Consider the following 14390-nt stretch of genomic DNA (forward strand, 5'->3'; position numbering starts at 1 on the left):
GAGGGGGAGCGGATGTGAAAGAAGAGATCGGCAAGCCGAACGGTCTGGTGCCTCTTGCCTTATTGCGCGTCATGGATCAATTTTACGGGATCGAACATCAAAGTGAGCCAGAGATGCTGTATTCGTTCTGTGCGGAAGGAAAAAGCTCCCCCAAACGAAAAAAGCCATTGCGTATTCTGTACGCAACCTTTCTCCGTTACCCGAATGTCGGAGGGTTGGCGAGCTATATCACATCAATTAAGACGGGTTTTGAGCGCATCGGTCATCAGGCGGATGTCATCTCGCCGCTCCAAATGCCGCCATCTTTTTTTCAGGAAGATATCCCGCGGGCCGCTGACGAGATCAGAGCGTTTCTTGTTGGCAGATACGGCGCCGCAAACGAAAAGTTTTTGAAGAATCTCAGCTATTTACATGTCTTTCAAAGATTTTTGAAGGAGAAAGACTTAGAACAATATGACCTGTTTCACGCGCAGGATTTATTTGCGGTATTTTTGCTGGGATACCTTAATCAAACGTATCAGCGTCCTCTTTTTTTCACGCCGCACGGACATTTTACGAAAAGCCGGATGAAGTTTCATAAAATCCAAAAGGGTTCAATAGAAGAGGCATATTTCAGTGAAATAGAAAGGCAGGGTATTCGGGCTTCGGATAAAATCATTACAATCAGCGACTCCTTTCACGAGCCCTTGCTGGAGTACGGAGCGAAGGAGGCTCAGCTGACGACTGTTCATACCGGCATTGATATTCAGGATGCCCCTGAGTCCAAACGTGCTGAAAAGCTCGTGATTGCGTGCGTTTCCCGTCTGACCGAGCGAAAAGGACATGATGTGATGCTGGACGCTCTCGCCCGCATCCGGCACCATTTATCCGGAGTTGATATATGGATCATCGGAGACGGAAACATGAGAGGGTTTCTGGAAGAGAAGAGACGGAAACTGGGCCTCTCAAATGTGTTTTTCCTCGGAAAACGACGTGATGTGCCGGCGCTTTTGGCTGAATCATCTATATTTGTCCTGCCGACATTGAATGATAATTTCCCTATAGCGATCATCGAAGCGATGTTCTCAGGTCAAGCCATTGTCGCAACTGACTGCGGAGGAATCCCTGAGATGATCCGGCATGAGGCCACAGGGCTTATCTGTCAGCCCGGCAACAGCCGCGAGCTTGCTGATGCTCTCGTAATGCTGATTACGGATCAGTCTCTCAGGGAACGGCTTGGAAAAGAAGCACGCTCCTATGCCGGCCGGCATCTGCGCCAGGAACTGATGGTTTCAAAAATAGAAAGTATTTATCAATCATTTTTCTGAATGATACCGGCGCCGCATGGCAGGTGCTTCAAGAGCAAAATAAAGAGGCCGGTGTTTAACTATCCAGCCTCTTTCCGAACTATTTTTTCATCTCATACAGAGTCTGCTGACTTTGTCCGCCCGGGCCGCCTGTCATTCCTTGCCGGGCTGAGGTTGTTTTTCCGGTGCTGTATTGGTCAGCTGAGATTTTTGTGCCGTTCTTTTTAATCCATGAGACAAGCTTTGTGTTGCCTGAACTGTTTCCGGATAATAAGAAATACTTCACTTTTCCATCATCAACAAGTTTTTTCAGCTGTGAGACGGTTAAAATCGGATCGGTTCCGTTAAAGCCTCCGAGTGCCATGACTGATTCATTCGTATGGATGATATAAGGCGCCGCAGTCACCGTGGTGAGCGTTGCAAACAGATATTCCTCACCTGTCTGATGTTTTTTCAAATAAGACAGCAGGCCTGTATCCACTTCAGAGGTGAACATATTGCCGCCGTTTGAGCTTTTCAGCTGCGGGCCGGATTCAGGTATGACGCTGTTTCCGCCGTAAAGGATCGGCGTGGCTGACCAGTACAGCGGCGTGAGCATCAACACACACATGGTGATCACGGTCAGTTGTCTGCCGAACGGCTTGTATTTCATCACAATGAGGGCAATGACAGTGCCGAGCCCCAACAGTCCGAGGATGTACATCCAAGCGCTGCCGATCTGGTTTGTATACCCGCTTACGATGAAGACCTGAAAACCGGCGGTGAGAAAGACACCCGCAGGCAGCAGCCAGCCCGTCCAGCCTTTATCATGCTTGTATAAATCATATAAGGCCCGCCAGCCGATTCCGGAAAGGGCTGCGATCGGAGGCGCCAGCATGATTAAGTAGTACGGATGGAAAAAGCTTGCGATGCTGAAGAAACCGGCGGCAGGCACAAGCCATGCTGTCCAAAACATCGTTTCTTTCATTTCCTCCGCTTTTTCCCGGCGGTTTCTGTACCAGCTGATGATGGCGCCGAACAAACCGGTGAGCGCAAAAGGCAGCATCCAGCTGATTTGCCCCGATAATTCAGATTGGAAAAGCCTGAGCGCACCCGGGGTACCGTTGCCGTACATGTTCATACTCATGCTTTTTCCGCCGCCGGGGCCTTGTGAGCCGCCGTTTTGTGCCGGAGGAGTTCCGCTCCCTTGCGGTAAGGCCGCGTTCTGTCCGGATGGCTGCCGGGGCATTTGAACCTGCCCGTTTTTTCCCTGAGGAGCGCTGCCGCCCATTGCCGGGCTGTTCGTTCCCGGAGGCTGCATGCCCATCCCTTCCTGCATCACGCTTTTTCCGCCGGTCATGCTGCCGTGAGAGAGGCCCGTCGTCTGCCCGAGCAGCCTTTCCGTCCCGTTATACCCGAATGCCAGCTCCAGCACGGAGTTTGTCTGGCTGCTGCCGATATAGGGGCGGCTTGATGCGGAAATGGAATCAACGGCTGCTGCCCATGAGACGGAGAGCGCCAGGAGAACGGCTGAAGAAGCGAGAAGTGAGATCAGTTTTTTCTTAATGGATGTGTGTGATGCAATGAGATAAAAAAGCAGAAAAGCCGGAAGCACGATGTAGGCCTGCATCATTTTCATATTAAAGGCAAGACCGACAAGTGCGAATGCGGATAAGAGCCAAATGATTTTGCCGCGTTTCACCGCGCGCATCAAACACCAGGAACCGAGAAGCAGTGTAAAGACGAGCATGCTGTCGAGATTATTCGTCCGGCTGACGGCCGCCGCAATCGGCGTCAGCGCCATGACAAAAGCGGCGATTCTGGCCGCGCCCGTGCCGAACGAAGGCTTTATCATGAAATACAGCAGCAGAACGGAACCGAGCCCCGCCAAAGCCTGAGGAAGAATCACGCTCCATGTATGTACGCCGAAGACCAAAGCGAAAATCGTTTGAATCCATAAAGCGACAGGCGGTTTGTCTACCGTGACAAAGCCGGACGGGTCAAAGGATGCGTAGAAGAAGTTGTGAAAGCTTTGCGTCATGCTTTTGACGGCAGCCAAATAATACTGGTTGGCGGCATCATCCTGCCAAATGCCGTACATATTCAAAGCCGCCGCTGCTGATAAAATACCAATAAGAACGATGTCCAGTCGTTTTGTTTTCAATGGTTTCACCTCTTTTGTGACCCCATTGTAAAAAATAAATATGAAAAAGTTATGAATAAACGATAACGATTCAAAGAATTTTTTACCAAAATTTTCTTCACGAAAAAAAGAGGCGGAAAGCCATCGCTTCCGCCTCCCGCACATATATATGAGAGAGCAGCCTTTATTTGTGATCGTTCTCTTTTTGGATTTCAGCTAATTTGGCAAGCAGAATGTGCTGAGGCATGTGCATGATTCTCTCAAGCGGCATATTCAGTGATTCTGCGAGTTTTTGCGCCGTTTCGGCGGAAATTTGCAGCGGTTTCATGTGATCACTCCTTCCGTTTCTTTATTGTACTAAAATCAGAAATCTATCGTAAGAGGATATGACAAAGGAATGGAGGTTTGAAAAGCGGGGCTTTATAACAGAATGGGGGAGGTTTTTTATGCAATCGCCATTGATGTTATTACAGCTGAAGCTGGCTGATTATCAGAAAAAAGCCGCAGAACTGCGGACAATTGACGAATTTATCATACTGAAACAGACATTGCAGGACATGATGAAAGTATTCGCCGCCTGTGAAGAATGGGAGCTGTATCAAAAAACGGCCGATCTCATGGCGCAGACGGTGCTGCACATCCGTTTCATCGAATAAGAAAAGCCCTCGCTCGGGCGAAGGCTTTTCTTAAAAGGACCGTTCTTCTTCAATGTTTTTATGCTGATCATAAATGACAAGCTTAGACGGACTGTTCTCTTTAGCCGTCTGCTCCGCTTTCTCGATCGCCGCGTCCTTCGATGTATAAAGAGCCGTCGGCGCCACATTTTCCACCTTCACAAACCATCCGTCCGCATCAACACTGGGTGTTACTGCATATGTTTTCATCCTTCTTACCTCCTGGTTTCGATTTATTTATCAGTTTCCCGGCATTCAGAATGGCGAAACACGCAGCCGCTGTTTAACAAATACAGGGAAAGCGATATTTTTCTATTCTTTTTCTTGAGAAATGGTAAAATGGAGTTTGGATATTTTTTAAGGAGAGGACGGTGCTTAGCATGACAGACCTTCTGAATGATCGGCTGCCGCCGCAAAACATAGAAGCTGAGCAGGCCGTGTTAGGTGCTGTTTTTTTACAGCCGTCTGCGTTAACACTGGCTTCTGAAGTGTTGATTCCGGATGATTTCTACAGAATGTCACATCAAAAAATTTACAATGCCATGCTCGTGCTCGGAGACCGCGGTGAACCGGTTGATTTGGTCACGGTAACGTCAGAGCTTGCGAATACCGATTTGTTAGAAGAGGTGGGAGGCGTCTCTTACCTGACGGACATCGCGAATTCCGTTCCGACAGCGGCTAATATAGAATATTATGCGAAAATCGTTGAGGAAAAATCCATTCTCCGCCGTTTAATCAGAACGGCGACCTCGATCGCTCAAGACGGGTATACGCGCGAGGATGAAGTTGAAGATTTATTAAGCGATGCGGAAAAAACGATTATGGAGGTCGCGCAGCGAAAAAATTCGGGCGCCTTCCAAAATATTAAAGACGTGCTTGTGCAAACATACGACAACATTGAGCAGCTTCACAACCGGAAAGGCGATATTACCGGGATTCCGACCGGTTTTATCGAGCTTGACCGGATGACAGCGGGGTTTCAGCGGAATGATTTGATTATTGTCGCGGCCCGTCCGTCTGTGGGGAAAACAGCGTTCGCCTTAAATATTGCGCAAAACGTGGCCACCAAAACGGATGAGAGCGTCGCGATATTCAGTCTTGAGATGGGTGCCGAGCAGCTTGTCATGCGTATGCTCTGCGCCGAAGGGAATATTAACGCCCAAAATCTCAGAACGGGAAATCTGACGGAAGAAGATTGGGGCAAGCTGACGATGGCGATGGGAAGCCTGTCAAACAGCGGTATCTTTATAGATGACACCCCCGGCATCCGCGTCAGCGAAATCCGTTCAAAATGCCGCCGGCTGAAGCAGGAAAACGGATTGGGCATGATTTTAATTGACTACTTGCAGCTCATTCAGGGAAGCGGCCGTTCAAGCGACAACCGCCAGCAAGAGGTATCGGAAATTTCACGGGCGCTAAAAGCGCTGGCGCGGGAGCTTGAAGTCCCGGTCATCGCCCTGTCTCAGCTCTCCCGGGGTGTTGAGCAGCGGCAGGATAAACGTCCGATGATGTCAGATATCCGTGAGTCGGGAAGTATTGAGCAGGATGCCGACATCGTCGCCTTCCTGTATCGTGATGATTACTATGATAAAGAATCCGAAAACAAAAACATCATCGAAATCATTATCGCCAAACAGCGTAACGGCCCGGTGGGCACCGTCTCACTGGCTTTTGTGAAAGAATACAATAAGTTCGTAAACCTGGAACGGCGCTTTGATGACGGCGGTGTTCCGGCAGGTGCGTAAAGCCTCAAGCAATGTCTTGAGGCTTTTTTTCATCCGAAAGAATGAGAGAATGCCGTCCGTTCGGCAGACGAAATAAAGAAAGCGCTTTTATATAATGACATTAAGGGAGGAATGATGATGACAATGGAATTTCCGCAATTTCAAGCGGCACAAATCCGGATTGCCCGGCCGACCGGACAGCTCAAAGAAATCATCAGGTTTTATGAAGAGGGCCTCGGACTGAAGAGGATCGGCAGCTTTTCCGGACATGAGGGCTACAGCGGTGTCATGTTCGGCCTGCCCCATACGCAATACCACTTAGAATTCACCGAAGAAACCGGTTCGTCTCAGCCGGCACCCGTTCCGCACGGCGACAGCCTGCTTGTCTTTTACATCCCTGATCAGCAGGAGGTCATTCGCATCAGCACGAAATTAAAGCAGATGGGATATGAGGAGAAAGCACCCGAAAATCCGTACTGGGAAGAAAAAGGCGTGACCATCGAAGATCCTGACGGCTGGCGGGTCGTCCTGATGAATACAAGCGGCATATAAATGACTGTCTGAAGAACCCTGATTACGGGTTCTTTTTCTTGTTAAAGCATGAAAGTTTCGGGAGTAATAGATAGCAAATGAAATAGAAAACGCTTTTAATCATGTTTAAGGCGAACAAATATAGATTGATAAGATTTAAATGTTCGGATTTACGATTGACTTTCTGTTTCGGCACTGATACACTTAATTTGTTTGAATGAGATATCGTTTTGAAAGGTTAACGGAGGTGCACGGATATATGTCTTCAGTAGTCGTAGTAGGTACGCAGTGGGGCGATGAAGGAAAAGGTAAAATTACAGATTTCCTATCAGAAAATGCAGAAGTGATCGCACGTTATCAAGGCGGAAACAATGCAGGACATACCATCAAGTTTGATGGAGTCACGTACAAGCTTCATTTAATCCCATCAGGAATTTTTTATAAAGATAAAGCGTGTGTCATCGGGAACGGAATGGTTGTTGATCCGAAAGCGCTCGTAACGGAGCTTGCGTATCTTCATGAGCGCAATGTGAGCACGGATAACTTGAGAATCAGCAACAGAGCCCACGTCATTCTTCCATACCATCTGAAACTGGATGAAGTAGAGGAAGAACGCAAAGGGGCCAACAAGATCGGCACAACGAAAAAAGGCATCGGACCTGCTTATATGGACAAAGCGGCGCGGATCGGCATCCGGATCGCAGACCTGCTAGATCGTGACGTGTTTGCAGAAAAGCTTGAACGGAACCTTGAAGAGAAAAACCGTCTGCTTGAAAAAATGTATGAAACGGAAGGCTTCAAAATTGAAGATATTCTGGATGAGTATTATGAATACGGCCAGCAGATTAAAAAGTATGTATGCGATACATCCGTCGTCTTAAATGACGCGCTGGATGAAGGCCGCCGCGTTTTATTTGAAGGCGCTCAAGGGGTTATGCTTGATATCGACCAAGGGACATACCCGTTTGTCACTTCATCCAACCCGGTCGCCGGAGGGGTGACGATCGGTTCAGGCGTAGGCCCGACAAAAATCCAGCACGTCGTCGGTGTATCTAAAGCGTACACAACCCGTGTCGGTGACGGTCCTTTCCCGACTGAGCTGAAAGATGAAATCGGGGATCAAATCCGTGAAGTCGGACGCGAATACGGCACAACGACAGGCCGTCCGCGCCGTGTCGGCTGGTTTGACAGCGTTGTTGTCCGCCATGCCCGCCGCGTCAGCGGAATCACAGATCTTTCTCTGAACTCAATCGATGTGCTGACTGGCATTGAAACATTGAAAATCTGTGTCGCTTACCGCTACAAAGGTGAAGTGATTGAAGAATTCCCGGCAAGTCTGAAAGCTCTCGCAGAGTGTGAACCGGTATATGAAGAAATGCCTGGCTGGACGGAAGATATCACAGGCGCAAAAACATTAAGCGATCTTCCTGAAAATGCGCGCCATTATCTGGAACGCGTATCTCAGCTGACAGGTATTCCGCTTTCTATTTTCTCTGTCGGTCCCGACCGTTCACAAACGAACGTCATCCGCAGTGTATACCGCGCTAACTAAGAATTTGCAGCAAACAAGCCTCCGGTCACGGAGGCTTGTTTTTTTATGTAGGAAAAAAATAATAGATTTTTTTCAAAAAAGTAGTTGCCACTTTCGAATGTTCTATGATATTATAAATCTCGTTGTTACGGAACAGCTTCAATAGAGTACTGCAAGAAAGCTTTTGTCTGAATGCTCTATGATACATAATCCGACACATCAAGAGCCATTAGCTCAGTTGGTAGAGCATCTGACTTTTAATCAGAGGGTCGAAGGTTCGAGTCCTTCATGGCTCACCACTTTTTATGGCCCGTTGGTCAAGCGGTTAAGACACCGCCCTTTCACGGCGGTAACACGGGTTCGAATCCCGTACGGGTCATTGATTTACTTTAGCGTTATTGCTAACTCCTTATTTGTCCTCGGAGGGCCGCCACGATACGGCTTTCCGGACAAATTACTGTAAGGTCCGGTAGTTCAGTTGGTTAGAATGCCTGCCTGTCACGCAGGAGGTCGCGGGTTCGAGTCCCGTCCGGACCGCCATTTTACTTTACTTTATAGTATAGAAAAGAAACATCTGGCTCGGTAGCTCAGTTGGTAGAGCAACGGACTGAAAATCCGTGTGTCGGCGGTTCGATTCCGTCCCGAGCCACTTACCCAAACGCATCTGCAATAGTAGGTGCGTTTTTTCTTTTGTTATAAAAAAAGGGAGAGCCGGCTTTTCAGCCGGCCCAGAAGAAGACGTCAAACACTAGACGGCGTTTTTTTTTGTGAGGTTTCAAAAAAATATTATTTTTTAAAAGAAAATAAAAAACATGACAAAAGGATGGCAGTTCAATACGTTTTTGCGCTGTTCTCTTTAATTTTTTTATCTTTTGACCTGAAACCGTTATAATAGACGGGGAACGTTTTTCACGATCCGAATTGTGATCATCATGAAACATCAATAGATGAAATGAAGTCATTCTGGCAGGAGGAAAATCAAGATGATGGATAAGAAAATCCTTGTAGTCGATGATGAAAAACCGATTGCAGATATATTAGAGTTTAATTTAAGAAAAGAAGGCTATGACGTGCATTGTGCGTACGACGGAAACGAAGCCGTGGAAATGGTGGAGGAGCTTCAGCCTGATTTAATTCTTTTAGATATTATGCTTCCGAATAAAGACGGAGTTGAAGTGTGCCGGGAAGTCCGGAAAAAATATGATATGCCGATTATTATGCTGACGGCAAAAGACTCGGAGATTGACAAGGTCATCGGGCTTGAAATCGGAGCGGATGACTATGTCACGAAGCCTTTCAGCACGCGTGAGCTTCTGGCCCGCGTCAAAGCGAACCTGCGCCGCCAGCTTACGGTTGCGCCGGCTGAGGAAGAATCAGCTTCTAATGACATTCATATCGGTTCTCTCGTCATCTTCCCTGACGCTTATGTCGTATCAAAAAGAGAAGAAACGATCGAGCTGACCCATCGTGAGTTTGAATTGCTTCATTACTTAGCCAAACATATCGGACAGGTTATGACGCGTGAGCATCTGCTGCAGACTGTGTGGGGCTATGACTATTTCGGTGACGTGAGAACGGTGGATGTAACAGTGCGCCGCCTTCGCGAGAAAATCGAGGATAATCCGAGCCATCCGAACTGGATCGTCACAAGACGGGGTGTCGGTTATTACTTGAGAAACCCTGAACAGGACTAACCGGCGATGAATAAGGTTGGTTTTTTTCGGTCGATTCAGTTTAAGATCACGCTGATCTATGTGCTTCTCATTATCATCGCCATGCAGATTATCGGCGTGTACTTTGTGAAACAGGTGGAGAATTCTCTTCTCAAGTCCTATGAATTATCGTTAAATCAGCGGATTGACAATCTATCCTATTATATTGAGCAGGAATATAAAGGAGATAATGACAGCACCGTTATTAAAGATGATGTCAAACGGATTTTGAATGATTTTACGAAGAATAATGAAATACGGGAGATTACATTTGTTGATAAAAGCTATGAGGTCGTCGGTTCTTCGAGGCCTTATGGCGAGGAAATAGCGGGAAAACAGACGACTGACCCGATTTTTAAACGGATTTTCTCAACAAAACAGGCCTATTCAAAAAAATATTATGATCCTAAAAGCAAAAACAGAGTGCTGATTTCAGCAAAACCTGTCGTCACAGAGAATCAGGAAGTTGTCGGCGCGATTTATGTCGTGGCCAGTATGGAAGATACCTTTAACCAGATGAAAACCGTCAACTCGATTCTTGCTTCAGGAACAGGCTTAGCCCTTGTTCTGACGGCTCTTCTCGGTATTTTTCTCGCCCGCACCATTACCCATCCGCTGTCAGATATGCGTAAGCAGGCGATGGAACTGGCAAAAGGGAATTTCTCCAGAAAGGTGCGGAAATACGGGCATGATGAAATCGGTCAGCTCGCAACGACATTCAACCATCTGACGAGAGAGCTTGAAGATGCCCAAGCCATGACGGAAGGGGAGAGAAGAAAGCTTTCTTCCGTTATCGCGTATATGACGGACGGTGTCATCGCAACGAATCGCAACGGGGCTATTATTCTTTTAAACAGCCCTGCGCTTGAGCTGCTGAATGTTTCACGTGAAACGGCTTTAGAGATGCCGATTACGTCTTTATTGGGCATAAAAGAGAACTTTACATTTGAGGATTTAGTAGAACAGCAGGATTCAATGCTGCTGGAGATCGAACGTGACGATGAAACGACTGTACTGCGGGTGAATTTTTCCGTTATTCAGAGAGAGCACGGAAAAATCGACGGTTTAATCGCGGTTCTTTATGATGTCACCGAACAGGAAAAACTCGATCGGGAGCGCAGAGAGTTCGTTGCCAACGTGTCTCATGAGCTGCGGACACCGCTGACGACCATGCGAAGCTATTTAGAGGCGCTTGCAGAAGGCGCGTGGGAAAACAAAGATATCGCTCCGCGTTTCTTAATGGTGACCCAAAATGAGACTGAGCGCATGATCAGATTGGTGAACGACCTGCTTCAGCTTTCTAAATTCGACAGCAAAGATTATCAGTTTAATCGGGAGTGGATTCATATGATCCGCTTTATGTCACTGATTATCGATCGTTTTGAAATGACGAAAGAACAGCATGTCGAATTTATCCGCGAGCTTCCGGACAGAAATCTGTACGTGGAGATTGATCAGGATAAAGTGACGCAGGTTCTCGATAATATCATTTCTAACGCACTGAAATACTCACCGGAAGGCGGACATGTCACTTTCTCAGTCGATGTGAATGAGAAAGAAGAGCTGCTTTATATCAGCGTAAAAGATGAAGGTATCGGCATTCCGAAAAAAGATGTGGAAAAAGTCTTTGACCGTTTCTACAGAGTGGATAAAGCGCGCACAAGAAAACTCGGCGGCACCGGACTCGGCCTTGCGATTGCAAAAGAGATGGTTCAGGCGCACGGCGGAGACATTTGGGCCGACAGTGTAGAAGGCAAAGGAACGAAGATTACATTTACTCTTCCATATAAAGAAGAGCAAGAGGATGATTGGGATGAGGCGTGAAAATATAAAAACAGTCATACTGTCAGTGCTGGTCGTCATTAGTCTTGTTTTAACATGGGGAATTTGGACATTCCAGCCCAATTTTTCAGAAGGCACGGCCTCAACCAAATCGACTGTCCGGGAAAAGCATAAAATTGATAAAACGAGCCAAAAAGTGTCGCAAACGGTAAAACCCCGGGATATGTTTATTCATACAAACGGCTCTCATTACAAAGTGAATGATGAGACGCTCTTTAATGACCTGTGGGCGGATTTGCCGCAATGGGAAGTAAAAGGGATGAAGGATATTTCCGATCAATACGACAAGCTCGGTTTTAAAAATTGGCTTTACGGCAGAAACGGCAATTCGGCAAAGCTCGATCTGCAATTCAATGACACCATTCCGATTGATTTCTTCCAAACGATGTTTAAATGGTCGAATCCGTCAATGGAATACAGCTCATTTGACCATATTGTCATTCCGTTTAATGAGAATAAGACGAATAAGAAGATTTACATGGTCTCATACAGCAAGCAGCTGATTTTGGAAGTGACTGTGGAATCGGCGAATTACCGCAATCTGATGAATGAGCTGTACAGCAAAAAGTCGAGTATGCCGTTATACCACCTCTATTCGGTCGGAAAAAGCAAAGAATTTCTCATGCCGAATGCGCGGTTTAATATGAAGGAAAAAGAATTTATCACTGAAACCATTAAGACGAACCTGTTTAAGCAGACGCTTTTTAATGATCCGAGCACGGTCAGAGAAGACCCGAATTACAATCGGAATGTGCTGACTGACGGAATCAGCCGTCTGGAAATCAACTCGACACAGCGGCAGATTCAATTCCAGCATCGGAACCTGGCACAAAGCGCTTCTTATCAAACAGGCGAGCTGATTAAGAAAAGTTATAAATATTTAGAGGATACGGGAAGCTGGACGGATCATTATCAATTTTTCAATGTGAGTGATAACCAGCAGCTGAGTTTCTACATGTTTAAAGACCAAATGCCCGTGATCAACAGCACGTCTAAGCCTTTCGGATCCGGACCTGTTTTGACCCTGCAATGGGCCAATGACGAGGTTCTCAGCTACAAGCGGCCGAACTATGTTCTCGGACCGAATCCGATTAAAACAAAAGACGTAAAAATGATGAACGGCAATGAGGTTGTGTCTCTGCTGGAGCAGCAGGATAAATACGACGTGAATAAAATCGACCAGATCTTCCTGTCCTATCAAATGGTCTCTTCATCAACGAATGATCTCGTTGAACTGGAACCCGTCTGGAGTATGAAAATCAACGGGAAGATCGTCCCGATTACGAAAGATCTGCTGGGGAAGGAGGAGGACGATAATGGAGTGGAATAAGACAAAAACGATCTTCATCATTGCCTTCCTCATCCTCGATATTTTTCTCGGCTATCAGTTTTTTGAAAAACGCTCGAGCAGTGAATACGAAGTGATTAAAAATTCAAATGTGGAAAAAGACATGGAGATGGATCATATCACATTCGGCAACCTGTCTTCTGATTCCGCAACGGGCTACCGGCTGACGGCGGGCCAAAAGGTATTTACCGCCGAAGATATTGATGCTTTGAAAGATCAAAAGCCTTTAATGGAGATGCCGGCGGATGATCACAAGGTTACGACGCTGAAAATGAAATTTACCGATCCGGTCGGTTTATCGAAGCAAAAAACGCAGGAGGATGCGGAATCGCTCGTCAGCTCTAAAGTAACCGGCGGTGAAAAATATAAACTGTGGAAAGTCGACAAGGATAAAAAACAAATCATTTTTTACCAGATGTATGACGGCCAGTTTATTTATCAGGATTTTGACTCGTCCACGGATGCGATCGGACAGGTGATTCTGCATCTGAACGATAAAAACGAGGTCGTATCTTACGAGCAGACCATGCTGGAGTCATTCAAGCGAATCCAGACGGAGAGCCTGATTCCTGAGCTGGATGCGGTCGAATTATTGTATTCTCAAAATTACTTAAAAGCGAATTGCGCCGTTAAAAGCGTTAAGTTCGGCTATATTGCCCAATATCCGCTGACAAGTACGCAGGTGCTGGCGCCGGTATGGAGAATTACAATTGAAGATAAGTCAAAAGGGACGAAGAAAAAGACACTGCAAACGTACACTGTGAACGCATTGGAAAGCACAGTCATTGATAACAATCAAAATAAATAATGGAGTGAGACACAATGGGCTTGCAATTTAGCGTGCTTGCGAGCGGGAGTACCGGAAACGCGTTTTATCTGGAGACAGAGGAGCACTCTTTTCTGGTGGATGCCGGCCTGAGCGGTAAAGCGATGGACGGGCTGATGGAGAGAATCGGCCGCAAGATAGACGACGTCGACGGCATCTTTGTCACTCACGAGCACAGCGACCATATTAAAGGGCTCGGCGTCATTGCGAGAAAGTACGGTCTTCCCGTCTACGCGAATGAAAAGACGTGGAAAGCGATGGAGAATCAGATCGGCAAGCTGGATACCGGACAAAAGTTTTTGTTCCCGATGGAAAGCGTGAAATCCTTCGGCGGGCTTGATGTTGAGTCATTCGGCGTCTCTCATGACGCGGCTGAGCCGATGTTTTATGTTTTCCACTACCAAGGCAGAAAGCTCGCGCTGATGACGGACACCGGGTATGTGAGCGACAGAATGAAAGGCATTATCCGTTCGGCCAATGTGTTTGTGTTTGAAAGCAACCATGATGTCGGCATGCTGCAAATGGGCAGATACCCTTGGAGCATTAAGCGGCGGATTTTAAGCGATGTCGGCCACGTCTCGAATGAAGACGCGGCGCTCGCCATGACTGATGTCATCGGCGACGGCACATCGCGCATCTATTTGGCGCATCTGAGCCAAGACAACAATATGAAGGAACTGGCGAGAATGTCCGTGCAGCAGACATTGGCTGCGAAAGGATTTGTCGCCGGGGAAACGTTTCAGTTATTTGATACCGATCCGAAAATCCCGACGCCGCTGTGCGCCGTGTAATTT

The 14390-nt window shown here is 47.1% G+C and carries 13 protein-coding genes and 4 tRNA genes; 14 read left to right on the forward strand and 3 right to left on the reverse strand.

What is annotated here, in order from left to right; all coding sequences use genetic code 11:
* Positions 1 to 14 precede the first annotated feature (14 nt).
* Entirely contained in the window at positions 15 to 1307 is a 1293-nt protein-coding gene (locus K3G25_RS10685; RefSeq protein ID WP_232489294.1) for a glycosyltransferase family 4 protein, read from the forward strand.
* A gap of 79 nt (positions 1308 to 1386) precedes the next feature.
* Here the strand turns inward: K3G25_RS10685 and K3G25_RS10690 are convergent, their stop codons facing one another.
* Together K3G25_RS10690 and K3G25_RS10695 are read right to left on the reverse strand one after the other, a co-directional pair.
* Positions 1387 to 3429 (reverse strand): ArnT family glycosyltransferase, encoded by a 2043-nt coding sequence (locus K3G25_RS10690; RefSeq protein WP_232489295.1) that lies wholly within the window; start codon positions 3427 to 3429, stop codon positions 1387 to 1389.
* 163 nt (positions 3430 to 3592) lie between these two features.
* Complete coding sequence (locus K3G25_RS10695) at positions 3593 to 3736, reverse strand: YycC family protein (protein ID WP_014306172.1); 144 nt, start codon at positions 3734 to 3736, stop codon at positions 3593 to 3595.
* Between the two features lie 118 nt (positions 3737 to 3854).
* Here K3G25_RS10695 and K3G25_RS10700 point away from each other — a divergent pair, with 118 nt between their 5' ends.
* Positions 3855 to 4064, forward strand: a complete 210-nt coding sequence (locus tag K3G25_RS10700; RefSeq protein WP_015418617.1) for a hypothetical protein — start codon at positions 3855 to 3857, stop codon at positions 4062 to 4064.
* Between the two features lie 30 nt (positions 4065 to 4094).
* Here K3G25_RS10700 and K3G25_RS10705 read toward each other — a convergent pair whose 3' ends face one another.
* Entirely contained in the window at positions 4095 to 4292 is a 198-nt protein-coding gene (locus tag K3G25_RS10705) for a DUF2188 domain-containing protein (RefSeq protein ID WP_007407900.1), read from the reverse strand.
* A gap of 170 nt (positions 4293 to 4462) precedes the next feature.
* On the opposite strand from K3G25_RS10705, the gene dnaB reads away from it, so the two are divergent.
* The 12 genes from dnaB (at position 4463) to K3G25_RS10765 (ending at position 14387) form a co-directional block, all read left to right on the forward strand.
* On the forward strand, positions 4463 to 5827 hold the full coding sequence (dnaB, locus tag K3G25_RS10710; RefSeq protein ID WP_004393100.1) for a replicative DNA helicase: 1365 nt from the start codon (positions 4463 to 4465) through the stop codon (positions 5825 to 5827).
* A gap of 117 nt (positions 5828 to 5944) precedes the next feature.
* Positions 5945 to 6358, forward strand: coding sequence for a VOC family protein (locus K3G25_RS10715; RefSeq protein ID WP_154817803.1), 414 nt, complete (start codon positions 5945 to 5947; stop codon positions 6356 to 6358).
* Between the two features lie 238 nt (positions 6359 to 6596).
* Positions 6597 to 7889: an adenylosuccinate synthase gene (gene purA / locus K3G25_RS10720; RefSeq protein ID WP_022554035.1), complete on the forward strand. Its 1293-nt coding sequence runs from the start codon at positions 6597 to 6599 to the stop codon at positions 7887 to 7889.
* A gap of 202 nt (positions 7890 to 8091) precedes the next feature.
* Positions 8092 to 8167: transfer RNA gene (locus K3G25_RS10725), tRNA-Lys, on the forward strand.
* An 8-nt stretch (positions 8168 to 8175) separates the two neighbouring features.
* Positions 8176 to 8247: transfer RNA gene (locus tag K3G25_RS10730), tRNA-Glu, on the forward strand.
* Between the two features lie 84 nt (positions 8248 to 8331).
* Positions 8332 to 8408, forward strand: a tRNA-Asp gene (locus tag K3G25_RS10735).
* 36 nt (positions 8409 to 8444) lie between these two features.
* Positions 8445 to 8517: transfer RNA gene (locus K3G25_RS10740), tRNA-Phe, on the forward strand.
* Positions 8518 to 8854: 337 nt separating this feature from the next.
* A complete protein-coding gene (walR, locus tag K3G25_RS10745) occupies positions 8855 to 9562 on the forward strand; it encodes a cell wall metabolism DNA-binding response regulator WalR (protein ID WP_004393104.1) in 708 nt (235 codons plus the stop codon).
* Between the two features lie 6 nt (positions 9563 to 9568).
* Positions 9569 to 11404: a cell wall metabolism sensor histidine kinase WalK gene (walK, locus tag K3G25_RS10750; protein ID WP_004393106.1), complete on the forward strand. Its 1836-nt coding sequence runs from the start codon at positions 9569 to 9571 to the stop codon at positions 11402 to 11404.
* Positions 11394 to 12752 carry a WalRK two-component regulatory system regulator WalH gene (gene yycH, locus K3G25_RS10755; protein ID WP_014419341.1) on the forward strand — a complete coding sequence of 453 codons (1359 nt, stop codon included), beginning with the start codon at positions 11394 to 11396 and terminating at the stop codon, positions 12750 to 12752. Before walK ends, yycH begins: the two co-directional genes overlap by 11 nt.
* Complete coding sequence (locus tag K3G25_RS10760; RefSeq protein WP_014419340.1) at positions 12739 to 13578, forward strand: two-component system regulatory protein YycI; 840 nt, start codon at positions 12739 to 12741, stop codon at positions 13576 to 13578. Before yycH ends, K3G25_RS10760 begins: the two co-directional genes overlap by 14 nt.
* 14 nt (positions 13579 to 13592) lie before the next feature.
* A complete protein-coding gene (locus K3G25_RS10765; protein WP_004393110.1) occupies positions 13593 to 14387 on the forward strand; it encodes an MBL fold metallo-hydrolase in 795 nt (264 codons plus the stop codon).
* Positions 14388 to 14390 lie beyond the last annotated feature (3 nt).

The sequence above is a fragment of the Bacillus sp. FCW2 genome (assembly GCF_021228595.1).
In the GTDB taxonomy this organism is placed as follows: domain Bacteria; phylum Bacillota; class Bacilli; order Bacillales; family Bacillaceae; genus Bacillus; species Bacillus velezensis.